This window comes from Psychrobacter sp. CR212, assembly GCF_059693765.1.
Genome location: NZ_JCATIF010000003.1, coordinates 199,658 through 224,718 on the forward strand (window position 1 = coordinate 199,658; position 25,061 = coordinate 224,718).

Sequence of the window (25,061 nt, forward strand, 5' to 3'; positions counted from 1 at the left end):
CTATCGAAACACAATAAGAGACTATGCATGACCGTAAAGCCGTCCGTCCAAAATCATTCATCTATTTCTACTCAATCAGATAATGCCTTATCAAAACCAAATGCATCTGACTGTTTAAGCATCGGCGATACCGTCTATAACTTAGCAGATCATACGCCAATGATGGTGCAATATCTAACCATGAAAGCCAACTATCCACAAGCATTGCTGCTATACCGGATGGGGGATTTTTATGAGCTGTTCTTTGATGATGCTAAGCGGGCGGCGCAAATATTAGACATCACTCTGACGCGTCGTGGTACGGATAAAGCGGGCAACCCGATAGCGATGGCGGGTGTTCCTTTTCATGCAGCCGATAGCTATATGGCACGCCTCATCGCGGCTGGGCAAACGGTTGTCGTGTGTGAGCAAAGTGACGAGTCGACAACGACCAATGCTGGCAGCGCCAACAATAAGGCTAATATCCCTGCGATGGGCGACAAGCAAAAAAAAGACAAAAGTAAATCGGCGGCTGGTAGCATCATGCGCCGTGAAGTGGTCAAAACGCTGACAGCAGGTACTATTACTGATGATGCACTCATTGCACCAAACCATACACCGACTGTCGTCGCCATCGATATTGCTCATTTAAAAACGCAAGATAATAGCCAGACGTTACAAGCAGCTGTTAGCCAAATGGATCTAGCTGCAGGTACATTGACTACTCAGACGCTAATAGCAGATAAAGACAATATAGATGGATTGCAAACTCAAATGCTGACGGTACTTGCTCGTTTTGCGCCTAGTGAATGTATCATTAGTGAAGCACTCAGCGATAGCATAGGCGGCACTGATGCAGAGTGGATGCTGTGGTTACGGCAACATCTGGACTGCCCTATTATAGAAGTCGCGGCCAATGACTTTCACCGTACGCACGCGAGCGACACACTTTGTCAGCAGTTTGAGGTGCAACGTCTTGATGGTTTGGGTATCGCAGATAGCCTGCTGGCGCAAACTAGCTGTGCTGCGCTTATTCATTATGCACGGCAAACGCAGCAGCGCCATGTGCCACAAGTCAATCAGCTGATCGTGGAATACAGTGACGATTATTTGATTATTGATGCCAATAGTCAGCAAAACCTTGAGTTATTTAGTCCAGTCAGTAGTAGCGGTACTTCCCTAATATCCGCCCTTAACCATTGTCAAACGCCAATGGGCAAGCGACTGCTCGTACAGCAAATGAAGCGTCCACTGCGTCAGCATGCGCGCATCAATATGCGTCTAGACGCGATAACGTCCCTATTGAATGCGGATGGTAATTCGAATCAAAATTCAGAAAATAGCTCACTGGTGACACGTTTACGAGAAACACTGAATACCATTGGCGATATTGAGCGCATCAGCAGTCGCATCGGGCTGATGAGTGCCAAACCTCGTGATTTACGCAAGCTTGCCGATGGTATCGATAGCAGCGCCCAGCTTACCACTCTGCTGACAGCGTCAGGTATCAGCCATGAAGATGCTGGTCTATTGCCGATGTTGATGCAGCAATTGCCCGCCAGGCTGCCAGCCGTTCAAGCGGTGGCTGAGTTAATCGAGCGCGCCATTGTCATTGAACCACCTGCACATATCCGTGATGGCGGTATGATAGCTGCCGGTTATGATGAAGAGTTTGATCGTTTGACCCATCTTCACGACAATATTCAAGTGACATTGGACGACATGGTAGAGCGAGCGCGTCAAGACAATCAATTACCGAGTCTAAAAGTTGGGTTTAATAAAGTCAGTGGCTTTTACTTTGAATTGCCCAAGATGCAAGCGAAAAATGCCCCAGCCCACTTTATTCGTCGGCAAACGCTCAAGAGTAGTGAGCGTTTTATTACTGATGAATTAAAAGAGGTCGAGACAGAATATCTGAGTGCGCAATCTTTGGCATTGGCTCGTGAGAAAACACTGTACCAAGCGCTGCTAAACCAACTAAACGAGAACTTGGCTGAGCTACAACAACTGAGCGCTGCTATTGCCCAAATAGATGTCCTCAGTAATTGGGGGCAGCTTGCGACGACTTACCATTGGCAACGCCCAGTTATGGGAGGAGTTTCAGAAAATCAAAATAAATCTGTAGCCAAAAATCAGACCCATATTGATATCCGCCAAGGTCGTCATGTCGTGGTCGAAGCGGCGTTAAATCAAGCGAACGCGAACAATCGGAACGGTGCTGCATCAAGTACAAATTATTTTGTCGCGAACGACTGCGTGCTGGGTAGTGCCCATGTTGATGACGCTGAAAAAGGACATCCTGAAAGATTACTCCTCATCACTGGCCCTAATATGGGTGGTAAGTCTACCTATATGCGCCAAACAGCGCTGATTGTTTTGCTTGCTCATTGCGGCAGCTTTGTGCCCGCTGAGTATGCACATATTGGTGATATTGACCGAATATTTACCCGTATCGGCTCAGCGGACGATCTGGCTGGTGGCAAGTCTACCTTTATGGTTGAGATGATAGAGACAGCCAATATATTAAATCAAGCGACCCATAAATCACTGGTATTGATGGATGAAGTCGGACGCGGTACCGCCACCACTGATGGTTTGGCAATCGCGCATGCCTGTGTCAACCGTCTAGTCGATATTGGCTGCCTGACGTTATTTGCCACTCATTATTTTGAACTGACGCAATTGGGACAGACAAGTGACGAGATTCGTAACGTCCACGTCGCCGCCAGTGAAGTCGACGGTCAGCTACTGCTACTACATCAGATCTGTGAGGGCGCTGCAAGTTCTAGCTTTGGATTGCATGTCGCGAAGATGGCGGGTATCCCCACTCAAGTATTAAATGACGCCAAACGTTACTTAATAGACCATCTAAAAGCAGAAAATGAAAAAACTATTGATGATAAAAATGAATTAGCTAAGTCAGTAACGGATAAACAGCCGGAATCTGACAGTAACGCTGTTCTAGAACCACAAAGTAGTTACGCGATACAATCGCCAAATATAGAGGATAATCTAAAGCAAAATCAGTTATTTAGCATAGAAGACGAACTAAGCGCCATTGATCCTGATAGCCTGACACCCAAACAAGCGCACGATTTGATCTATCATTTGAAAAAAATCATTGGTCACTAAAGGGAATTGTCAAATCGTAGTAAAGGCGCTAAAATACGCTTTATTTTCGACTATTCTATTTAGCCAAAAGCCAAATCAATAACAGGTAGACATCACTATGACCTTTGTCGTTACAGATAACTGCATTCTTTGCAAATACACCGACTGTGTAGAAGTCTGTCCTGTGGACTGCTTTTATGAAGGCCCAAACTTCCTTGTCATCGATCCTGATGAGTGTATCGATTGCGCACTATGTGAGCCTGAATGTCCAGCCAATGCGATTTTCTCAGAAGATGAAGTGCCGAAGGGGCAAGAGATGTTCACTCAGCTAAATGAAGAGCTGGCGCAAAAATGGCCAAACATCACTGAGATGAAAGAGCAGATGCCAGAAGCCGCCAAATGGGACGGCGTCGAGGGTAAGATTCAGTATTTAGAGAAGTAGGCAGCCTGATCGCACTTTGATGCGTGGATAAACCCCGTCAATAAAAAACCACCGAGCGGCAACTGCTGTTCGGTGGTTTTTTTATCATAACTACTGACAAGCTTGTGGTAGATATGCGTCTTTGATACCCGCACTTGCCTGACATTGCCACGTTCCATCTGCTAAATAATCAAGGCTGAGCGTCTGCGCTTGCAAATAAGGCAGGTTGTGAATACGACAGATAATAGCATTTGCTGTCGTACTGCCAGCCAGCGGTGCTGTGACACTAAACTGACAATATTTGGTCTGGGCTGGCATATTTAGCCCACGAGGACTAAAATCTATCACCCCTGCGCCATTGTCAATCAAGGTACGATATGGCAGACGAAAGTGATTTATTTCTTTATAAATAGTTATGATCTGGGTCTTTCTGACCTGCGTCTGATAGCTGATGGTCGCTGTCGCTGCCAAGATACCGATGATAGCGACGGCGATCATTAGCTCTATCAAGGTATAGCCGGATTGCGCGCTGCCTGATGGTGTCAGGTGACGATTTGCGGCAGTATGATATTGATACTTCATAGCATTATTATCAATTAATGGGATAATTGCTATGGTGCAGAGAGTATGCCAGTTAGGCTTGGGGTGGTTATCCAGTTATTAAACATAAAAAAGCCAAACAGTGCGTTTGGCTTTTTTGGTTTAATCAGACTTTACATACACTGGACATTTCGTTCAGCATTTTGCCTTGTATGATATGAGCTAAGTTAAGAGCCTAGCCTACGCTTGTTACTATTGATCAAGCATATGCTGGTATATCATCATCTTCACCTTATTACTGCCCTTGACGCCTTCTTTTGATGTGCCATTGCTCAATAAGGCCACCACGCCGCCACTATCACTGGCCGCTACCAAAGAAGACAAGCCTAATAAGTTACCATCACGATAGTGTACTTTGACTGATTGAGGATCGGGCTGATAAGTGACCATCGCATACCCATAACATTCTTTTATCTGCGTAGGGTCACATCCTACTTTCTTAGAATCCGATAGTATATTAGGTTCAGGCTTAGCCACCATAGCCCTGACTTGCTGCGCCAAATCTATCGCATTACCTGATAGTCCAGCGGCGGAAGCCAGTGCGTCATAATCAAAGGCGGTATATATATCGGCATGACCAGTCAATCCTGTTTCGACATAATTGTAAGTCACTTCATCAGGCATAGCGCTATTTGAAACGAACTTTAAATGAGTATCAGCAAAATCATACTGGCTTGCGATAATGTCTGTATAAGGCTTATTACTATTTAAACGACTAATCACCTCGCCTAATAGGCAGTAGCCTAAATTAGAATAGCTAGTCTTACTGTCAGGGTCGAATCCCAATGTAATATCATTTAGACCAGTTAAATTATTAGGACAAATATCTTTACCGATACCAAACATGTCCTGCCCAAAGACGCTATAACGATCAAAACCAGCACGGTGCAATAATAGCTGTCCGATAGTAATGTCTTTGATACGCGCATCTTTTGGCGTGTCAATCTCAGTGATGATCGCTGAAAGTTTGGTATCTAGGGATAATCCACCTTCTTTAACCAGTGCTAATATCGCATCCGCTGTCCACAGCTTAGTGACGCTAGCATAGCGAAAGCGCGTCTGCTCGGTTGTGGTATCCGATAGTATAGGATACTTACCCTGATAGCCGTTTTCGCAGTGATGCAGTGTGCCATTAGGCTCTATATAAGCAATTTGGTTGGCAGGGGCATTATTATGTTTGGTTTGGTAGATTAGAATATCGGCAAGCCATGAGGGGCTATTGTCACTACAAGCGATTTGACGGACGGATAATTCTGCGCGAATGGGATAGAGTTTCACCCATAAATGATTTCGGGCTAACGAATTACCATAATAATAACCAAATACTGATACGATTACTAATAAACCCAGAATAATTAAAAAGTCAGTTTTTTTAATATTTTTAAACATAGCCGCTCAACGAAATGGGTTTTAAGACATAAAAAAAGAGACTACAAGAGTCCCTTTTTCTTATCAATACTTATTGTATATTATGATTATGGAATTACTCACCTGCTGCAGTTGTTGTAGAGGCTACTGCTTTTGCCTCGGTATCAGCCATACAGCCTGCAGGGCGATATTTTGCATCAACTGTTGTATAGCAAGCCCACGATCCTGTAGGTGTACGTACCCAACCTAATGTTTGTGTCTTAATAGAAGTTGCAGCATTACCACCAAATGTAGCGACTATCGTGCTGTTTGCGTCAACAGCACCAAATGTGGCCACTAGTTTATCTCCCTGCAAGTTTTTAGTAGCAGCCCCTATCAAATTACTGTTAGTCCAACCAAACTCACAATCAGAAGCTTCAATACCATCGTTTATGCATGTTTCTGCTGCAGTTTTCATGGCGCCAACTTCACTCATTACACGTGATACCTGTGATTTAGCGATATAGTTCTGATACTGAGGAATAGCGATCGCCGCTAGAATACCGATAATAGCGATAACGATCATTAGTTCGATTAGGGTAAAACCTTTTTGAGCGTTCATAGACTTGTCCTTTTGGATAATATGGCAATAGAATTATTATCTAACTGCCAGCTATAAATATAATATTTCTCTTATTATAACTGTTGCAGATACTATGCCAACTTTTTACAATATGCTAAAAAAATATTAGTCTCTTTAAATTGGACCATTGGCATTTATTGTCTCTAGGTTTTAGCCAATAGCTGGTCATCAATCGATCAATCTTGATATTTTTTACCGATTTCATGACCTAAAAGTATTAAACTAAAAAATAGTATTACCAGTTTATTGCTAAAAATTGTCAGTTTATGTAAACTTCATTCATTTAATCTAATTCTATATGACAATTTTTGTCAGAAAATATTTAAAAAGGTTAGTTCCAATTGTTGCCTGTACAAGGAGTAACAGTTGTTCGGCACTTTACTCCTAGATAGTTTAAACTAAGATCACCATCATTTGCCATCTGACCATCTTCGGGCGTAGCGATAATTTCCCATTCTGACGTGAGTGGATCAGGTGTAAAGCTTACTGTATATAGAGCATCCCCTTGTTTAGGATATTCGCCACCTAGCCCTGTAATAAGCGCATTACTATAAGAACCTTGTGCCAGCTTACGACTTTGAATCTGAGCAGCGATGTTCTGCATCTCACTCATCATGTCAGTACGTTTAGTTTTGATAATATATTGTTGGTAGCTGGGATATGCAATCGCAGCAAGCACACCAATAATAGCAACCACAATCATCATTTCAATTAAGGTGAAACCGTATTGCTGTTTAAATACTTTAGTAATTGTGGACATTACCAACTCTCCTTTCTCGCACCGCAGTCAGTAGAAGCTATTTGCACCGTTCTATCTTTGCTCTGGCACCGTAACCCCTTACTACTTAGCATAAAGAGGTGCGCGTCAAAGCTTGTGAGGCTAGGACTAGGCTCAGCAAGCATACGCCATGAGTTTCCCGCGGTAGAAAAGCTAGTAGTGGCAGGCGCTAGAGTACCGTTCGTACTAGCATCAACTAGACTAATCTTATAACTGTAATTACCATTATTGCTACCCGCTGGCACATATATAGTTTGATTAGTAGGTGCGTCATCATAACCGTTACTGACTGTACCATCACTGGCTGTCTTTCTAGGCTGAAATCCTTTGTAAGTCAGAGCAGTGGCACGCCAACGATTAAGTTCTATCTCAAGCTGCTGCAGACGTGCTTGTGCTTGGTGCTCTGAATTGCGAACAACATACTGTCTGTACGACGGAATAGCTATCGCAGCCAGAATAGCGATGATAAAGACCACAACCATTAGCTCAATGAGCGTAAAGCCTGTCTGTTGCCTAAACACTTCTTTCTTCATATTGCTGTCTCATCAGTCTACTTCATACCATGTTTTTGGCTGAAGAGTAAATCGATCATTGAATATCAAGTCAGGAGCAGTACCACTTCCTGCAACAAGATCAGTAGCTGACAGGTTTTGATTTAAACCATACGGCTTTGATATTACGTCAAAAATGCCCTTACCTGTATCAGAGCCGAAATTTACTCGATCATTTGCACGTTCTGCTAGAGTTCTGGTTCCGATAAGCAAGCGTTGGTTAGAAAGCGTCGAGCTTCGCGGCCCTAAAGTAAGCTCTTGAATACCCTTACCTGCTCTGACAAATCCGCCTAAGCCATTTTTGGAGGCATCATCAGTGCAAATACCATAAGGCAAACAATATAGTTGTCTCTCTGAACCACCAGTAATCTTAGCAGAACAAGAATCTACCGTTCCATAATTCATATCTGGATTATAGGCAGTCGTATATAAGAAGCTATCGATCACTTCAGACTTACCGACACCTTTGGTATATCTGACATTGCCATAACCGTCAAAGTTCGTTAACGGAATATACCAGCCATTCTTTGTTGTACCTTGTAACACTGAGATAGCAGTATTTTTTTGCGCTACTGTATAGCCCGTAGCGCTCAAAGTGCCGATAGCACTAGGCAACTCAACTAGATTGCTACTTGCTGAATTATTGGCTGTCAAATCAGCTATTTTTTGACCGTTGGCATTGCTTGCTGTCGTAAAGTTGCTCGCATAAAAAATATTGTCCGCCTTTGTGACATCGGTATCCATTATGCCATAGAGTCTATCAGACTTACTAAGATCACGTATCTTAGATAAAGGTGAGCTACGATCACCCGATATGACATTTACGAGTGCAAATAAACTGCTGCTAACGGGGTTTCGGTAAAAACTGACGACTGGGCGCTCATAGAAACGATGATTGTACTTGGTATCAGAGCCAGTATAAGCACTTTGAAGAACTCGAGTAACTCGAGTGTTAGTAAAAGAGGTCTCAGGCGATGATGCTGTGGCTGTCGTAGAAGGCTTTACAAATCCTGCATTGGTAAAGTCAGCACGGAAGACTTGACCACCTAAATCTGCAAAATAGATATGATCCATAAAGCCATCATTGTCACGATCTAGCGTAGTCACGCCAGCAACGATACTATTTTTCATAGTGGTTACTGTTTTCGTTGCGCCTGAATCACTAGAAGCTGACCAGATGAGTGCGCCTGTTTTGGCATTAATGATATATACTGCGTTACCTTTGACAGAAGTTTTACCTGAGCATTCTTTTAGTTCTGAGTTAGTCACTCCTAGCTGAAAGCCTTCATATTCATAACACATATCATAACCACCACCGAATACCAGAACATCTGTTCCTTTATCACTAGCAGCTGTGCTCATTTTTATCTTAGCTTTAGTAGGCTTTTCCCAAATTTGGCCCATACGACTAAAACCTGAAGTCGCTGGCGTAATCGCAAACATCATACTTGGACTTTCGTTATTAATAAGGTTCAGGCCATATAATGCCTCACCACCCATACGCAGACCACCATAAGCATAGATACCTTTTCCATCAGCGGTATCAATATTGACTCTTTTATTTGTAAAGTCATACTTGTAGTCAGCGCTCACCATCCAAGGAGCATCCACACCAAAATTAGGTGAACCAGTACTAGTCTTGGTCGCATCTTTCACTAATGCTGCTGATTTTTCGGGATCTATCAGCATCTCTCTTGGAATAATGACAAATTTTTCTTTACCACCATTCCCACTCGTACTGGCATTGTCAGCATTAACCAAATGCAGACCACCTTCCGATGAACCAAATAGTACATAATCATCACGAGTAGTGTTAACTCTACCATCTTCATCTAAGTTTGCTGAGTATGATACTGAAGCAGGAGTCGAGTGTATCGTCGCTCCTAGTACCTTGATAGGCTGAGTTGCATTGGCGCTCGTCAACGTCATGTCCTTCACATTGACTGTTGTCGCTGGAAGATTAGCAAAACCTAAAAAATTTAGTAATTTTCTTAACGTCGCTTCATTATAGGTTGCTGTATCCACAAAAGATGTATTTGTTAAAGCAGCATTATTTACCAACACTTTACCTGCAGCATTGACACTCACCTTTTTCAATACTGGCTTTTTGCTAGTACTGTTTTCCCAATCTTCTACATATAAAGTTCTAACAGAGGCAACACCCGTCGATGGTGTACTTAGCTGAGAATAAAAACCACCAGACTCTACTTTGTCATTGGCGCCAGCATAGTTAGTGTCTGACCACAGATCCTGTGCTGCTGGGTTCAACTCCCCTGCTATATTTTTGAAGAGCTTATTATTACTCTTACCATATAGCGTGCCTTCATTTAAACTATATTTCTTTAGGTTACCTTCCCAAATCACTGAGTTTTCAGCAACTTTGGGCTGTATAGTTGGATAGTAGGCGACAGCAAGCTGACTATCAGCACGATAGGGATCGTCTGGGATAATAATAGTCCCCGACGGTGTGGAAGGTAGAGTTTGATTCAAATCGCTTACGAAGGTTGTAATGCTATTAACGATATCCTCGGTAGACTGTGCTGAAAAGAAACCACCCTCACCAAATCCACCAACCCCTGGCAATGCTGCAGTTGTCTTTTCGCCCCAATTACAGGCATTTCTTGCGTCGATATCTGTGAATTTTGTGCAATTATAAAAATCTCGATTGGCAGTGATACCTGTTTTTGGATTGGTATAAGGAAGATTGCGAATAATGCGATCTGCTGGATCTTTTCTGGCATCCACTACCCTGTCTACGTTAAAGCTTGAGCCAAAACCAACTACTGCCGTAAATATTTCTCTATCGGTACCTAATGGATTGATTGTAGGGTCACGTAAGGCTCTCGCAAAAGCTCCTACTGCAGGCATACCATTATTGCCTTCGCTACCATCAGGCAACGAATCTGAAGGTATGGAGAAATTATTATTATTTAGTACCGTACGCATTATTCTTGCAGGATCAGGCGAACTATTTGGGTTACCATCGGTTAAAAAGTATATTCCTCGTCCATCGCAAGAAGAAGGAGACGATAGTGGGCTAATATAATTACCATTGTTGCCATTACTTTTAGAGTCCTTAACGGAGTCATTAAAACCACTATAATTACCATTTCCATTCAAATAGCGCGTATTAGTACCTAGCATATAAGCACCCGCCTCTGCATAAGCATTTGCAGTAGGAGTACCATTGGATCCTATCAAATCTGCGACTTCTTTCTTAATGAGACTACGTTGGGTATCGTTCAATAGTGCTGCTGGTACTAGTATTTTGCCACTTCGACCATCAGCACCTGTAAACTGATTATTACTATTACTTTGTGTAGAAAACTGACCAATACCTATGGCTACTTTTTTAGAGTCTATCTGAGCATTATCCATTAAGGTAAAAATAGCATCCTTGAGACGTGTCAAGCGATCATAGGTTCTTGTACTTTTATAAAAATATCTATTATTAGAGCCAGAGGTTACGTACTCAAAACCACTGATTGCTGGAACGTAATTTATTCTTGTACCACAATCGTTAAAACTATAATCGTTAGAGCCTGAACCCTCTTCGTTACCACAGCGATACCATACGTTAGTATAGTCTCTATCCTGACGAAAAAAATACTTCTTAGTATCGCAATAATTTCTCGCATAACTTGGATCAGTTGAGGAAGGCTCTGAACCTCGAATGTAACTAGTACCTGCAGGTAGATCGCAAGCATAATTGACTTGATAGATACTCATACTACCTGACGTATCTAGCATCATCGTAATAGTCGTCTTACCACCTTCAGCCGCCTTATATATCTCCAAATCACCGATTTTTTTGCCCGCGACATCAGCTTGTGCGACGGGCAAAGCGACCATAGCAGCCATGGCAACAACCAGATACTTCAAAGGCAACCCAACTTTACCACTCATTGGCGATACGGTATTTGGTCGTTTCATGGCTTCTATCCTTTATATAATGACTAAACTGGTTACGGCGTAGTTTTGAGAACGCACTCTGCATTCAATGTACCTCTACCGAAAGGAATACATTTCGTAGAAGAAGAGATATTTTCGACATCCGCTTGCTCATATAGCATTTTACTTGGAGTGTTGGCGGCGAGCATACAGTCGCTTAACGATTTCTTGCTACCAATCACATTGGTTTTAATACTGGTCTGTGCAAAACAATTGTCACCATTAGCTTTAGGTTCGCTGTAGGACGGTAACGCTGAAGCAGATCTGATATCGAACGTAAATTTTTTACTGGTCCTATCCTCAATCTCTTTACCAATAACTACATGTCCAAACCTTTCCGCATTTGGGTCGACAGGGGCAACAGTCACGCTCATTTGAGTAACTACCGTTTGTCTAGCACTGGTATAGCCATCAGCGCTATTGTAATCACATATACCATTATTCAAACCACTCCAATAAGCTGTTGGATTGGCGGTCGTGCCCTTCACCATGATGGTAGCATTAGATGCCAAATACTTTTTGGTGCGCGGATTAAAGCAGTAAATAAATTCATTAGTCGAATTTTCAGGATTTAGTAAGAAATGACCAAACACGCCTGCCGCACTCGTTACATCAATGTATTCAGTGGATGTTGAGCTACCATTCAGCATCATTTCGAGCTTTTGATTGGCGCTATCTGAAGACTGCAATAATACTGTGTTGATCTGATCGCTCGTAGCAATCTTAAGATCAGTATTACTCTGTCTCACCGCTATAGCACCAGCTAGCATAATCAACACTAAGAATAGTAGCACTACTATCAACGTTGCGCCTCGCTCAGCACTCCGATATCCAATAGTCATTTTGACGTCTTTTATGGTTGAATTTGGTGAATAGCGATGGATCGTCATTCTTACTCTCCTTACCAGAGTTTATAGGCTGGTTTTTACGTTGACTACACGAGCATTGCGTAAGAAGGTTGTTGTCTCATAAGTCGTACGTACTTGCTTCTGGCGCGCAGTGTCTGTCTTCAGTACATTATTTTGACCTAACAGCATGAAAGATGTTTGATCATCACTACCTAATATAGGAGTACTACCATGAACGATTAAACCTATTTTTACTGCCGTTATTGCTGGTTTATTAGCAGTTATCGATAAATAGGCACTGCTTGGTAAATACATAATTTGACCTGCATTACTACCCGAATCATACTGGGCACCTAACAAGATCTTGAACTGATCCACATTAGTAATAAACTCTTGACCAGCCTGACCAAAATTACGCGGATCTGTACCACTTATCGTTCTAACCTTGCCTGCTGCAAAATCCACCCTTCCAGCATCGCACGCTAGTACTAGGTTTTTAATAGCGCCACTACTGCTATCATTCGTAACAGGTCGCAAAAAATAACGCTCGATAGCGATATCATTCACCTCAACTGCCGAGCCCTCACAATCACTGAAAGGGCTACCTGTTATGTTGGTATATTGGATTGTCAGTTGATCACTAGCAACAGCAGTATTTGAGATACCTGTCCATCCATTTGTACCGCTAGTAGGATCACCTGCGCGCCTTGTCAAATAACCAGTATCGGTATAAGGTGTGGTAGCAACCCCAAGGTTGGCACCTGTTAAGACGATACCACCTTTTGCAGTCGTTCCATCTATTCTATTAATAGGGTTTCCTAAATTAGCCAAGCGAACTTTTTTTTCTAATTGCTGTAGCCCAAACACACTAGCGTCTTGCAACTCGCTACCACTAGATTGCACGCTACTCGTCTTAACACTAATTACGTATATCTGTATAACAGCGGCTGAGACAATCAAACCTATGACTAATGAAATCATCAACTCTATTAAGGTAAAACCAGACTGATCGCAATTACTACACTCATAACTGTTAAGGTTTGGCATCAGTAGGCCTCCATAATAAAGCACTCTGCACCATTTTTATAAGTGCCATTTGCATTGGCACAGGCATTCGCATCACTATCGCTTAGAGTTACAGTAGTATCACCCCAGCTAGCTACAAAGCATTGGCGCTCTTGATTACCTGATGTACCAGGACAGCCGTTAGGCACTAAGCCCAACTTAATATCATTTTGCACCGCATATGATTTCATCAACAAGCCATCACGTGCCCCTAGCTGCTCAATAGTACAGCTATCTGTGGCAGCAGGTGCTCCAGCTGTATTTTTTACACAACTATCTTTTGTGATTGTGACACCATCTATCGTTATAGAATCAGTACTGCCATTTACAGCAGTTTTGAAAGCGCTTATTCCACCTGAGTTCGCACGTATTGTTTCCGCGCCTCCTCTCATAATAGTTAATGCTCGCGTACGCATGAGGCTTTCATCAGTAGCTTTTACAGCAGTCATTTGCATAGCTGAAAACCCAAGCACTGCAACTGCTAATAGTAACAGTGCCACTAGCACCTCTACTAAGCCCACTCCATACTGGTTATTGATGTTTTTCATTAGCAAGTACCTCCTAACTTCTTGTTACTAATGCTTGCTACTGTGTTAACTTCAATTTGTCGTGGTGTTACTACTGAACTGCTATCACAAATAGTATAAGTAACTTTGCCAACGTTAGATGTCACTTTATTTGGTTGAAAAGTCACCGCAGTTACTGTATTAGGATTGATAGATACTGTGCTTGTAGAATTAACATTATAAGTCGCCAACACAGTGCCACTAGTGTTCTGCAAGACAATGGTTTTGGCAGTATTATTATATACGACTCGAATATCTTGACGGCGAATAACACTTTCGACTTTCGCTTCTTTTAACGCATTCTCAAGCGTCGCAGCCGTCGACTTAACACGCTGATTGGCAAGCTGTGTGCTAATATTTGGTGCAGCAATACTTACAATAATTGCAAGAACAGCAATCGTTACCATCAGCTCAATCAAGGTAAACCCTAAACTGGCTGTTCTTAGCGAGGTCGGTAGACTATTCATAGATGCGTTCACATCAAATTCCTATTTAGCACTGCTAATGTCTGTCTCTGATCAGTCTTTGTTTTAAAATAACTAAAATCTGGTGTCAGTTTTGCTAATAGTTTTATAATTAGCTTAACTAATAATATGCAATTTTTGTTCCACAACATTCTGTTCATGTTATATACGGATGAACAATAATACATACTTGATAGACCAGTAAATATATATGTATTTAATAATATAGCGTTACGATGATATATAAGCAATATATTAATAATTTCAATTAGATAGATGATTTTTAGGACTGACTGCCATGAGCTAACGCATAGGCAGAAATATGATAATTGCTATGGCTTTGAGCATTTATGGTCACTGTTTGCTCAGATGAGATGAATGCACGTGCCAATGCTTGCAAGCTTGCGCCTGTCGTAGAGACATCATCGAACAATAGTAAGCGTTTTACCGGAGGCTTTTCGGTTAGTGCAAAAGCGTTGTCTAAATTGCTTAGACGTTCGGCACGAGTCAGTCCTTGCTGACTGACCGTATCATCAATGCGCTCCACACCGTGCCATAAAGGAATTTGCCAATGCTTTGACAGTTGCAATGATAAAATACTGACAGGATCAAACCCTCGTTTTACTAGCCGCTGATTGGTCGTTGGCATGGCAACAATCACGCTATTATTACGATGACAGCCATGTGGCCGTGGTAGCTGGCGTAATGCATGTAACAACAATGGCAATTTTGTCATGTCTTCATGATGCTTAAACGCCCGAATCGCTTGACGGATTGGATATTCATAATAGGTGGATACTTGGATAGATAAGGATCTACCAGCAGCAATGTCAACATCAAAAGGCTGTGGCAGCCATGCGATACTATTATGGCAATAAGTACAGAGTAGACCTCTATTTAAGCGGTGATTGATTTGATGAAAAATATGAGCGAACGAGGATCGATTGCTTGAAAGGGAAAACTCAGAATGTTCGCTCGATGCGTCATTACTATTAGCCTGTGATTGCTGCATCAATAGCTGAGATTGTGATGTACTGCGATAAATACGGCATAGCTGGCAGCGTACATTTAAATACTCTGCCAGCCACAGTCCAGTTTGATAAGGCACTAAGCGGTGCATAGACTATTGATTATCATAAATATGGTAAGAATCGCTTATATTAGAGGCCTTTCCAGTCATTCAGCACAATACCGAAACCAATAGAGGTGTTTTCATGATTATAATCAACAATGGACTCGCCATAACCTTGGAATAGCTGCACCATACCATTGACGTTTTCTGACAATGGATAGATATAATCGATTTGGGCAGCGCCTTTATTGGTGCTTGGATTGTAGCGCAAGGTGCCGCTAATGCTTTGCTCGGCAGGCAAATCATATAAGAACTTGATATCGCCATAACCCATGTAGTCCTCGATATCTGGATTATCTTCACTGCTATCATCTTCATTATTGACACGTGCCCAGACACGCGGTATGACTGACAGCTTGCCCCACTCGGCCCCTGCCATCAGATAAGCACGGTTCCAAGAGCGTGATAACGGATCGTCCTGACCGTTCGAATGATGCACCGCACCCGCGCCTAACATCCGTAGACGTCCACCAAAAGGTAGATCTGCCGTCACAGGCTGAGTCAAAAATATTTCAGGTTGATAGTCGGTAGCACGGAATGGTCGTGAATTGTCTTCGTTATACACCTGCCAATGTGACTCTTGGGTATAACCAAACCACAGATCAGCGCTGGTATCGAATAGATCCTCTGCGACTTTACTCTTTAGAGACAACTGGAATTTTAGCTCCGTCTCACGTATGTCATTAGAGTCAAAAGGTTCAATTTCTTGAGAAGGGGTGCTTGGGCTTAAATTAGGATCAAAAGTATAAAATAATGGCAGCAGATAAGTCGGACGGTATGGTCTTACCGTCCAAGTACCGCGCTCACTGTTTTGATCGAGATCATATGCCAAACTGAGTGGTGTATATTTTTCAATATCTGCTTGAGTGACACCCACACTTTCTAGAACTTGAGCCTCTTGCTGATTGTCTGTGACCGTATCCAAGCCATTAGTAGCAGACTGTTGATTAGCAGTTGCGCTCTCATCACTGAAAGTATTGGTCGAGTTCTCTTCCACAAAAACAACTTGTGGATTACCCGAAATAGTCGTCTTGAATGTTTTTGCCAAATCAACTGGTTGTTTGGTCGTGGTGTAGCTTGGTGTTTTACCTTGTTCAGCTACCTTATCAAAACAAGCCAAACGAGCGGCACTGCTCTGCACTTGCGTACATTCAGAAAACAGCTTCGCTTGTTGAGCAATAAATTCTTTGCTGATTACTTTACCGCTCTGTGTGGTTACGCTCTGCGGCATCTCAACGGTTTCATATTCAAACGCCGCTTCTGGTACTGGCAGTTCGTTATAAGTTTGGCTATTGTCAGCTGCTTGTACTTGTACCGCCGTACAACTCAACGCGATAGCAACCGCAATACTCAAATGAGTATGTAATGTGCGACTACTGGCGTTACGACTGATTACATGAGTACGTTGTAATTGACGCTGAGTGGTGATGTGGGCAAACATAAATGTCCTTTATCTAACCAGCATTATCGCCAGCAGAGTATGTGAGTTAATTAATATAACTGTTAGCGTCGCCGCTAAAAAACTAGAAAATACGAGAACATCAGAAGCAGTTATGACAAACTGATATACCCCTTCAGTATTGTTACTTTATTGTAATGAAAATATAATCACTATACTAGCGTTATTGCTAGATTAAATATACTCAAACACATAAAAAACCTATAAAAACAGCATCTTAAAGAAGTATAACTCATATAATTTAGTGGCACTAAAAAGCCAGCGTACCATTATTGGCGTACGCTGGCTTTTTTTTCATTATTAAGCCTTAGCAAAAGTCTTACTCAGGTTATTAAGTACGGGTTGTGAGCCATCAGTTGTTTAGCGTCGTTAAGGTTTGCTCAAACTCCACGCGACCGATTTCGCCCACTTGCTGATTAACCAATTGACCACCTTGATAATAGAGTAATGCTGGCGGGCCAAACAGCTTGTAGCGTGACAAAACGGCTTTGGAGTCTTCTGTAGTATCCGTGATATCAAGTCTCACCAGCTGCCAGTCTTGCATCTGTGCTGGGCGATTATGAAATAAGTTTTTATCCATGATACGGCACTCAACACACCAATCTGCTGTCAAGTCGACAAGGACATTAGGATATGCTGCAACAATCGTATCTAGCTCTGCAAGTGTGGTGATCATTTTATCTGTCGCCGCACTATCGTTGCCCATCGGCTGACCAGTCGCTGACTGAAGCATCGTCGGCGCAGCGCTTAGCGAAGCTAATGGATGCAGGCTATCATCATTCCCTAATGCTGCGCCCACGATCAAACAAGCAGCCCAGATACCAGCAATCAGACTCATGGCTTGGGTTAACATGCGTCTTTTGCCAATCCAGCTCCACGCCCATGTCGCCACCACCATAAACCATAATGCCCATACCATCAGCATCACTGGCGATATAAACACGCGCTCAACTAATAGCAATGCTACCGCGAATAATAGCAGCGCAAAGCCTTGCTTGACCCAGTTCATCCATTCTCCTGCTTTTGGCATGATTTTGCCCTGAGTAGCGCCGATTAAAATAAGCGGTGCTGACAAACCAAAACCCAGTATGAATAAGGCGGCGAAACCCAAGAGCGGACTACCAATGGTAGAGACTGCTAATAGCGCACCGAATAATGGCGCAGAGACGCAAGGAGATACGACTAATGCAGATAAAAATCCAGCAATCAAACTACCACCTGTGCTACCAAGCTTGCTATCGCCTGCTTGGCTAAGCCCTTGCATTTTTCGGCTGAGTGCTTGCGGTAAACGTACAGTGAAAGCATCCAGCATGTATAGCGCTAACAAGACAAAAACAATCGCAAAGCTAATCAAAATAATAGGATTTTGCAACCAGCCAATAATACCTAATGACTCGCCAAATACCGCAATCACAGCGCCCAAAATACCATAGGCAGTCGCCACACCAATTGCGTAACTGGTGGTTAGGATGACGCCGCGTTTGACCGTTGGGTTTTGCTCGCGGGCGACAATATTGGCAACGATGGGCAGCATCGGTAGGACACACGGCGTCAAGGCCAAACCTAGACCTGCTAAAAATAGCAAGACCAATGCGAGCCAAGGATGAGACGCCAAACCAAAGGGATCACTATCGACAAGGTTGCTAGCATTTACATTCTCGCTATTGGTCGCGTCACTTGATACATTGGCGTTTGCTCCAGAAATCGTGGTCGTTGCAGTGCTACCATCTAAAGACTCGTACTCCAAAGTACTATCATCGATTAGATCATAATCAATAACATCCTCATCCATCAGCGCTTGTTCTGCTTGCGCCGTGGTGCTACTAGTACCAGTCGTTGCAAATGTCGTTTCAGTATTCCCAGCAGATATCGTCGCATCAGTCAGATTGTCGCTCGCGGCCGTCTCGTTAATAGACGCACGTTCTGCCTCAGTGTTGGTATTACTTGTCGCGCTCTGTGACGATGCTGCTGTGATATTGACTGTAGTTTTGATTTTTTCAGGGGGATAGCACAATCCCGCTTTGGCGCAACCTTGCCAACCAATGATAATCGCTGCATCATCGATGTTCTTGCCGTTGTTACTGGTCAATGTGGTAGTTGCGACCATATTGGCTTGATCAAACACCAATACTTTACCAAATGTCGGATCGTCGATTGAATATGGCTTTTGGTTAAAGGTAAAAGGTGCCGCCGTCACGCCCGCAGGTAGCGTCAGTTTGATTTGATTTTTATAGACATAATGTTCAGGCGTGATATCAAACGCGATGGATAAACGCGTACCTGACTTGGTAGAGGCACTACTGCTACTCACCTGAAAGGCTTCATCTACTGGCAAAAATTTCGATTGCGCTGTATTTTGACTGCTGCCAAATAGATCACCCAATCCTGCCGCTTGCGCTGTCGTTGACGTCGCTAACAACCCTGTCAATAGCGAGCCGCTAGCAATCACACATGCTAAGACATACGCTTTTTTTGCATGTGTATTTGCAGTCAATGATGCCGATTGTTGTGATGTCTTCATGAGCATGAATAGCTACCTGTTATTACCAATATTTGAATCAAACTTCTCAATACTTATCTACGTGTCGCAGCAATATTTACCTTAGTTTTGATCTTTTCGGGTGGGTAGCATAGCCCAGCTTTTGCACAGCCTTGCCAACCAATGATAATCGGGGCATTTTTTGCACCTTTACCATTATTGGTCGTCAGCATCGTGGTGGCAACAACACTCCTTTGCGTAAATACAGGAACTTTACCAAAGGTTGGATCATCAATGGACACTGGTGTCTGATTAAAAGTAAATGGTGTCGCATTTATCCCTTTGGGAAAGCTTAACGCGAGCTGGTCTTTATAGACATAATGTCCTGGCGTGATATCAAACGTGATGGATAAACGCGTGCCCTTAGAGGTCGCTTTGGTGCTGCTAGTCACTTGGAAAGCTTCATCCACTGGTAAAAATTTTGATTGCGCAGCGCTACTACTATTAAATAAGTCGTTCAATCCTGCCGCCTGTGCGCTGATTGATGTCATTGATAAAGCTGTCATCAACGAGGTGGTTGTAACAGTAAACGCAAGCACATGGAACTGAGTAGCGCGTTTATTGATAGCGACTGATTGTAGTGTTGGTATTTCTATTGACATAAGTTATTACCTTTGATGTTAGCTTCCAGTGACTGGCAGTACGGACATACACCTACTGATAAAACTACTGACTCTCAATACAAGGTTCATATCAGATGGTATTTATTTTACGTATCGATAAAAAATATCAACCAATAAAAAGATATTGGTTGATATTGATAGGTCGTTAATTGCACGATAGCAAGTGCGTTTAACGATATTTTATTGGTATAGATTTTTTAGATGCAGACAAAGCTAAATTTTATAGCTGAGCATAAAGATCCGCATCCTGACCTTCACCACCTTGCTGTCCATCTGCACCTAAAGAAAACAAGTCATAAGGTCGCCCTTCACTACCTGGCGACACATATTGCAATTCATTCTCCCAACCATCTGTTGGATAGCCACCTTTAATATAGCCCCCTTCAGGATAGTTTTTTGCATCCGCAGGCGGTGTGGTAAGCGCCTCTAACCCTTGCGCTGTCGTCGGATAGCGTGAATTGTCGACTTTATACATATCTAACGCGTTGGAGACGGTAGCGAGCGCGGTTTCAGTGGTTTTGACACGCGCTTTGTCACTTTGCCCGACTACTTTTGGGACGACCAAGCCTGCAAGAATAGCCAAGATAACGATAACGACCATAATCTCAATAAGCGTAAATCCCGATTGTCTAGACTTACCTATCAAGCTGCGATGTGTCATTGAATGGACTCTCTGATGGTCATTTACAATGCCACCATGGGCTTGAATATTATTATTGTCATCTTTGGTATTGGCACTTTTTGGGCTAATATTTACTTGAAGGGTGTCAGTCATAGTCATTGCTTTGGTCATCACAGTTATGTAAATAGTAAAAGTGGCGTTCTAGTAGCACTCATGCATTTAGGAGCTTATCAATAAAACCCTAAATTATTGTCACTATAAACCATGGTTTTATTTTTATCCAGCGCTGTGCTCAGATTGTCATTACAGTCGATACCAAGTAATCAGCAGCAACAAGTAATCAGCAGCAAGTAGCCGTCACCAAATAATCATCGATATTTATCACTATCGTTTTGACCCGCTTTCACTATAACGTGGTGCTTAGGTTTACCATAGCAAAAACTTGGCTTGGTCAACAATATACAACAGTAAGCAAATCTTAAGAAAGCTAACGTAGGGTTTAGCAAGATAGGTAATTAAGAGAGGATAAAAATGCAGATAGTTGATAATTTGAGAAGAGCATATCGGCTATTTTTCAGCTAGTGAGTTAACTATTGACTAGCCTGCCAAGTCATTCATATTAACGATTGGTAGCATCACTGCCATCACGATAATCATCACCACCACGCCCATCAAAACCAACATCAAAGGCTCAAGTAATGATAGTAAGGTACTGATAAAATTGGTGGCCTCCGCCTCCTGCATTGTGGCGGCACGACTGAGCATACTTTCAAGCTCGCCTGAATTCTCACCGCTTTTGATCATTTGTACCATCATGGGCGGAAAGTAAGTGGATTTTTCGAGTTGGCTGGATAAACTTGAGCCTTCTGTGACCCTATCAGCAGCAGTCACAATCGTTTGCTTGATGTGCAAATTGGTGGTCACTGCCGCACCAATATGTAGCGCCTCAATCAACGGCACCCCTGAACGCACCAAAATCGCAAGCGTACTAGCAAAACGCGCCGCATTCAATCCCTTAGACAATCTGGCTAATATCGGTAGCCTGAGCACCATACTATCTATTGCCAATTTCCCAGCCTGCGTTTGGGCAAAACGATAAAACAAAAACGCAGTACCTGCCAATACCAGTAGCATTAACCACCACCACTGCGTAATGATATTTGATAACGTCAGAACGACTTGAGTAATTAATGGCAGGGCCTGTTCGGACTGCTCAAAGACTTTCACAATTTTGGGCACCACAAAACTCATCAACCCCATAATGACGCCAATTGCCATGACCATCAGTACAATCGGATAGACCATCGCCCCTTGGATTTTCTTTTGGAGGGCAAAGCGGTTTTCGGTGTAGTCGGCTAGCTGATTAAGGATTAAATCCAAGTGACCAGATTTTTCGCCTGCGGCAATCGTGGCAATATATAACGGTGGGAAGCTCGCGGCTTGTTGTAATGCTCGTGCTAAGCTTAAGCCTTCGAGGACATGTGAGCGTACCGCCAGCATCAGAGATTTGATATGCGTCTTTGGCGATTGTTTAGCGACAGCAGCCAAAGTTTCTTCAAGTGGAATACCAGCCGCTAGTAACACAGCTAACTGGCGTGTGAGTAATGCAAGCTCATAAGCAGATGGTTTTTTATAGCGGCTTTTGTTTTGGCTTTGTCTGTCATTGACCGCACTGACTTCGACTGGTGTCCACTGCTTATCACGCAGCTGCTGCCGAACTTGCCGAGCAGAATCCCCTTCTAGTAAGCCTTTTTGGACACTACCTTGGTCGTCAAGCGCTTTAAAATGATAAGCGGGCATAGCGGCAGATATCCTAAAAAGTCACAGGTAGGGGTTTGGATGTATGGCTTAACAAAAAGGGTAATGTCTATAAAAACTATCTATAGTGAATTCAGTATAAAAACGATACAGTGGGACTGGGATAAATTTTTCGCAGCCTCTGTCTGCATAGGCACAGCACGCAAGGAAAATTTAGACCAGTTCCACCTTGATATATAATGTATCTGTTTTATTTAGGATTGACTATATCAAAGCGGCGTTGAGTCATTACTGTCAGGCATCAAGCCTTGTAATAGTAAGACATCCAAATGCTGCTGCTGTAACTTTTTATCAAAATCATTGACCTCAGCGATCAGCATTCTCTCAATGCGTTTATCACTTGCAAACACACTCAAGCGCGCACAAATCACTGCCAATTGATAGACACGTTTTTTACAATACCCATCCAGACCCTGTAACAGCCTGACCATGTGCGGCGTCTCAAGACTAGCATAGTCATAATCAGCAACGACTTGCTGACCGAGCGCTGCCACACCATAACTGATAGATAAGTGCGCGCAAAAATAACAGCTGAATAAATACCCAACCACGTGACCGATATAATACCCCCGATCATAGGTAAAGCTGCTCACGCCAAAGTGACCTAGCACGTAGCTATTGAGACTGCCTTGATCGCGGATTGGCTTGCCATGTTTTAGCTTACCGACAGTAGCAAAGCACAGCGGGTTGCGCCCATCCTGCGTGGTAAGCTGCCAACCTGCTGGCTGCTGAGCGGGCATATGATGCACGATATCTGCAATAATATCATCGACCACATGCAGCTGCTGCCAAAGTCGTTCAAGCATTTCTGTATCCATCAAACCACGCTTATCAAGCTGCTGAGCAAGCAAATACTGCTGATATTCTGCAAATTGTGATTTGAGGGTTTGTACTAAATACGTGGGGCGCGTATTGGCGGATGCCATATATAGCAGTCGAGTGCGTTCGTGTTGGGTATGATAAAGAGCCACACGCTGCGCGGCCACGTTTGACTCGTTAGCAGTCGACTGTATGGTTGATGTATCGGTGTCAAGCTGCTCGCTAGCCCCTACTTCATCAATGCTCTCTTTGGTATCTGACAAAGTAAATAGCGTTAATAATGCCGCTTTATCAGGCATCTCAGCCGTATTAGCTGACACCGTTTTGCTAGCATGCACGTTATCTTGCGCATTAGCTTTATCAGATTTCTGTTCTTTTTTAGCAGTTGCAGTAGTACCTTGGTGGCTATTGGCTTCTGTACTTGGCTTTGCGGTCGGTTCAGTCATAACATACCATCAGCAGCAAAAATAAACATCGTCTCGATCCTTTTATATCACTGGTATACAGTCACATATCATGCGTCAAATATGAACGCTCACACCTCGACGACTCATTATTCCATAGTACCTGAACACAAGCGTATTGTCAGCCTTGCCTAGCCAAAATAGCGCCAGTTGACTGCCAAGTATTTTACCTAGGCAAATGCTAGATATATATCAATCAGAAAAAAGCGTTAAGGATACCTTGGTCGCCTTAACGCTTTTAATAAATGAACACTGAGGACGTTAAAGTAATAACTTATGCAAGCTTTTGTTGTTGATACTGTTTACGGTACGCTTTTGGTGAGACACCATAAACGCGTTTGAACGCCTGACTAAAAGTTGAATCTGACGCATAGCCCACCATATCACTGATACGGCTGATACTATTTTGCTGTAAGCGCAAATAACGTGCTGCCAAACGCAAGCGATAATCAATCAAATAAGTGAGCGGCGGCATCCCTACTGTATCTTTAAAGCGCTGGGCAAAGCTCGAGCGCGACATACCTGCCACCTCTGCAAGCTTATGAATGGTCCAGCTTTGACTTGGCGCTTCATGCATCGCTGCAAGCGCCTTGGTCAAAAACGGATCTTTCATGGCCTTTAGCCAATTCTCAGTCGCCTCAGGTAAGCTTTCAATATAAACGCGCAAACATTCAATCATCATGATGCTTGCCCAATGATTGATCACAGCCGTTTTACCCATGCGTTCGCGCTCAGACTCCAAGGTCAAAAGCTTGATCTCCACATCAATTACCTCAAACCGACCATCAGCCGCATCATTGAGCTCAGGCAATATCGGTGGTAACACAGATAGTAGAGGGCTAATCATCTCTTTATCGTATTTACATTCAATCAAAATCAATGAGGAATTAGGATCGCCATTGCCATCAATCTCAAGCGTGCGATCTTGACAATTGGTCAGTAATTCATCGAGGGGTTCAGCCACGTCACCATGATGATTGAGTGCATAGCTTACGTGCTTATGCGCGTTCGGGATCATAATCATATCACCAGCACGAGCTTCGCGTAGACCATTGCCAACATCTATACAAAAACCACCAGACATCACCAAGTAAAATAAAATGGTGTCTTTTCTACTCATAGAATAAGACCAATTGCCAGCACCATTCAAACGATAATACTTGGTCTCAAATAGGTGCACATTCTGTAGCAATACGCTCAATGCGTCCATCAATCAGTTCCTCAATAATACAGGGTCAATAACAACAAATCTTAAAAAGGC

General features: G+C 43.0%; 20 protein-coding genes. 2 read left to right on the plus strand and 18 right to left on the minus strand.

The window, feature by feature from the left end; genetic code table 11:
- The first annotated feature begins 27 nt into the window (after positions 1-27).
- Together mutS and fdxA are read left to right on the plus strand one after the other, a co-directional pair.
- Positions 28-3,111, plus strand: coding sequence for a DNA mismatch repair protein MutS (gene mutS, locus AC58CZ_RS08100; RefSeq protein WP_494224025.1), 3,084 nt, complete (start codon positions 28-30; stop codon positions 3,109-3,111).
- A gap of 97 nt (positions 3,112-3,208) precedes the next feature.
- The gene (fdxA, locus tag AC58CZ_RS08105; protein ID WP_011279554.1) at positions 3,209-3,532 is read left to right on the plus strand and encodes a ferredoxin FdxA; all 324 of its coding nucleotides are present in this window, start codon (positions 3,209-3,211) and stop codon (positions 3,530-3,532) included.
- A 90-nt stretch (positions 3,533-3,622) separates the two neighbouring features.
- Here fdxA and AC58CZ_RS08110 read toward each other — a convergent pair whose 3' ends face one another.
- The 18 genes from AC58CZ_RS08110 to AC58CZ_RS08195 all read right to left on the minus strand — a co-directional run bounded on the left by AC58CZ_RS08110 (position 3,623) and on the right by AC58CZ_RS08195 (position 25,010).
- Complete coding sequence (locus AC58CZ_RS08110; protein ID WP_494224024.1) at positions 3,623-4,093, minus strand: prepilin-type N-terminal cleavage/methylation domain-containing protein; 471 nt, start codon at positions 4,091-4,093, stop codon at positions 3,623-3,625.
- Positions 4,094-4,303: 210 nt separating this feature from the next.
- Complete coding sequence (locus tag AC58CZ_RS08115) at positions 4,304-5,389, minus strand: serine hydrolase (protein ID WP_494224023.1); 1,086 nt, start codon at positions 5,387-5,389, stop codon at positions 4,304-4,306.
- A 205-nt stretch (positions 5,390-5,594) separates the two neighbouring features.
- On the minus strand, positions 5,595-6,080 hold the full coding sequence (locus AC58CZ_RS08120) for a pilin (protein ID WP_494224022.1): 486 nt from the start codon (positions 6,078-6,080) through the stop codon (positions 5,595-5,597).
- A gap of 352 nt (positions 6,081-6,432) precedes the next feature.
- The gene (locus AC58CZ_RS08125) at positions 6,433-6,861 is read right to left on the minus strand and encodes a type IV pilin protein (protein WP_494224021.1); all 429 of its coding nucleotides are present in this window, start codon (positions 6,859-6,861) and stop codon (positions 6,433-6,435) included.
- A complete protein-coding gene (locus tag AC58CZ_RS08130; protein ID WP_494224020.1) occupies positions 6,861-7,412 on the minus strand; it encodes a prepilin-type N-terminal cleavage/methylation domain-containing protein in 552 nt (183 codons plus the stop codon). The genes AC58CZ_RS08125 and AC58CZ_RS08130 overlap by 1 nt, the downstream gene beginning before the upstream one ends.
- 12 nt (positions 7,413-7,424) lie before the next feature.
- Positions 7,425-11,363: a pilus assembly protein gene (locus AC58CZ_RS08135; RefSeq protein WP_494224019.1), complete on the minus strand. Its 3,939-nt coding sequence runs from the start codon at positions 11,361-11,363 to the stop codon at positions 7,425-7,427.
- Between the two features lie 32 nt (positions 11,364-11,395).
- Positions 11,396-12,271, minus strand: coding sequence for a pilus assembly protein PilX (locus tag AC58CZ_RS08140; RefSeq protein WP_494224018.1), 876 nt, complete (start codon positions 12,269-12,271; stop codon positions 11,396-11,398).
- A 21-nt stretch (positions 12,272-12,292) separates the two neighbouring features.
- Positions 12,293-13,276, minus strand: coding sequence for a prepilin-type N-terminal cleavage/methylation domain-containing protein (locus AC58CZ_RS08145; protein ID WP_075105692.1), 984 nt, complete (start codon positions 13,274-13,276; stop codon positions 12,293-12,295).
- Positions 13,276-13,842, minus strand: a complete 567-nt coding sequence (pilV, locus tag AC58CZ_RS08150) for a type IV pilus modification protein PilV (RefSeq protein ID WP_075105693.1) — start codon at positions 13,840-13,842, stop codon at positions 13,276-13,278. The genes AC58CZ_RS08145 and pilV overlap by 1 nt, the downstream gene beginning before the upstream one ends.
- Complete coding sequence (locus AC58CZ_RS08155; protein WP_494224017.1) at positions 13,842-14,339, minus strand: GspH/FimT family pseudopilin; 498 nt, start codon at positions 14,337-14,339, stop codon at positions 13,842-13,844. The genes pilV and AC58CZ_RS08155 overlap by 1 nt, the downstream gene beginning before the upstream one ends.
- A 268-nt stretch (positions 14,340-14,607) precedes the next feature.
- Positions 14,608-15,432, minus strand: a complete 825-nt coding sequence (locus AC58CZ_RS08160) for a ComF family protein (RefSeq protein WP_494224016.1) — start codon at positions 15,430-15,432, stop codon at positions 14,608-14,610.
- A gap of 52 nt (positions 15,433-15,484) precedes the next feature.
- On the minus strand, positions 15,485-16,897 hold the full coding sequence (locus tag AC58CZ_RS08165; RefSeq protein WP_494224015.1) for a phospholipase A: 1,413 nt from the start codon (positions 16,895-16,897) through the stop codon (positions 15,485-15,487).
- A gap of 370 nt (positions 16,898-17,267) precedes the next feature.
- Complete coding sequence (locus AC58CZ_RS08170) at positions 17,268-19,442, minus strand: cytochrome c biogenesis protein CcdA (RefSeq protein ID WP_494224014.1); 2,175 nt, start codon at positions 19,440-19,442, stop codon at positions 17,268-17,270.
- 47 nt (positions 19,443-19,489) lie between these two features.
- Positions 19,490-20,056 (minus strand): protein-disulfide reductase DsbD domain-containing protein, encoded by a 567-nt coding sequence (locus AC58CZ_RS08175; protein ID WP_494224013.1) that lies wholly within the window; start codon positions 20,054-20,056, stop codon positions 19,490-19,492.
- A gap of 241 nt (positions 20,057-20,297) precedes the next feature.
- Positions 20,298-20,738: a type II secretion system major pseudopilin GspG gene (gene gspG / locus AC58CZ_RS08180; RefSeq protein WP_494224129.1), complete on the minus strand. Its 441-nt coding sequence runs from the start codon at positions 20,736-20,738 to the stop codon at positions 20,298-20,300.
- 558 nt (positions 20,739-21,296) lie between these two features.
- Entirely contained in the window at positions 21,297-22,499 is a 1,203-nt protein-coding gene (gene gspF / locus AC58CZ_RS08185; RefSeq protein ID WP_494224012.1) for a type II secretion system inner membrane protein GspF, read from the minus strand.
- Positions 22,500-22,726: 227 nt separating this feature from the next.
- Positions 22,727-23,782, minus strand: coding sequence for a hypothetical protein (locus AC58CZ_RS08190; protein WP_494224011.1), 1,056 nt, complete (start codon positions 23,780-23,782; stop codon positions 22,727-22,729).
- 292 nt (positions 23,783-24,074) lie between these two features.
- The gene (locus tag AC58CZ_RS08195) at positions 24,075-25,010 is read right to left on the minus strand and encodes an AraC family transcriptional regulator (protein WP_071002397.1); all 936 of its coding nucleotides are present in this window, start codon (positions 25,008-25,010) and stop codon (positions 24,075-24,077) included.
- Positions 25,011-25,061 lie beyond the last annotated feature (51 nt).

Coding starts and splice junctions, on each gene's coding strand:
- AC58CZ_RS08170 (WP_494224014.1), bottom strand. CDS start 19,442: ATGCTCATGAAGACATCACAACAATCGGCATCATTGACTGCAAATACA.
- gspF (WP_494224012.1), bottom strand. CDS start 22,499: ATGCCCGCTTATCATTTTAAAGCGCTTGACGACCAAGGTAGTGTCCAA.
- AC58CZ_RS08135 (WP_494224019.1), bottom strand. CDS start 11,363: ATGAAACGACCAAATACCGTATCGCCAATGAGTGGTAAAGTTGGGTTG.
- AC58CZ_RS08130 (WP_494224020.1), bottom strand. CDS start 7,412: ATGAAGAAAGAAGTGTTTAGGCAACAGACAGGCTTTACGCTCATTGAG.
- AC58CZ_RS08125 (WP_494224021.1), bottom strand. CDS start 6,861: ATGTCCACAATTACTAAAGTATTTAAACAGCAATACGGTTTCACCTTA.
- AC58CZ_RS08195 (WP_071002397.1), bottom strand. CDS start 25,010: ATGGACGCATTGAGCGTATTGCTACAGAATGTGCACCTATTTGAGACC.
- AC58CZ_RS08140 (WP_494224018.1), bottom strand. CDS start 12,271: ATGACGATCCATCGCTATTCACCAAATTCAACCATAAAAGACGTCAAA.
- gspG (WP_494224129.1), bottom strand. CDS start 20,738: ATGACACATCGCAGCTTGATAGGTAAGTCTAGACAATCGGGATTTACG.
- AC58CZ_RS08120 (WP_494224022.1), bottom strand. CDS start 6,080: ATGAACGCTCAAAAAGGTTTTACCCTAATCGAACTAATGATCGTTATC.
- AC58CZ_RS08110 (WP_494224024.1), bottom strand. CDS start 4,093: ATGAAGTATCAATATCATACTGCCGCAAATCGTCACCTGACACCATCA.
- pilV (WP_075105693.1), bottom strand. CDS start 13,842: ATGAAAAACATCAATAACCAGTATGGAGTGGGCTTAGTAGAGGTGCTA.
- fdxA (WP_011279554.1), top strand. CDS start 3,209: ATGACCTTTGTCGTTACAGATAACTGCATTCTTTGCAAATACACCGAC.
- AC58CZ_RS08190 (WP_494224011.1), bottom strand. CDS start 23,782: ATGACTGAACCGACCGCAAAGCCAAGTACAGAAGCCAATAGCCACCAA.
- AC58CZ_RS08175 (WP_494224013.1), bottom strand. CDS start 20,056: ATGTCAATAGAAATACCAACACTACAATCAGTCGCTATCAATAAACGC.
- AC58CZ_RS08145 (WP_075105692.1), bottom strand. CDS start 13,276: ATGCCAAACCTTAACAGTTATGAGTGTAGTAATTGCGATCAGTCTGGT.
- mutS (WP_494224025.1), top strand. CDS start 28: ATGACCGTAAAGCCGTCCGTCCAAAATCATTCATCTATTTCTACTCAA.
- AC58CZ_RS08165 (WP_494224015.1), bottom strand. CDS start 16,897: ATGTTTGCCCACATCACCACTCAGCGTCAATTACAACGTACTCATGTA.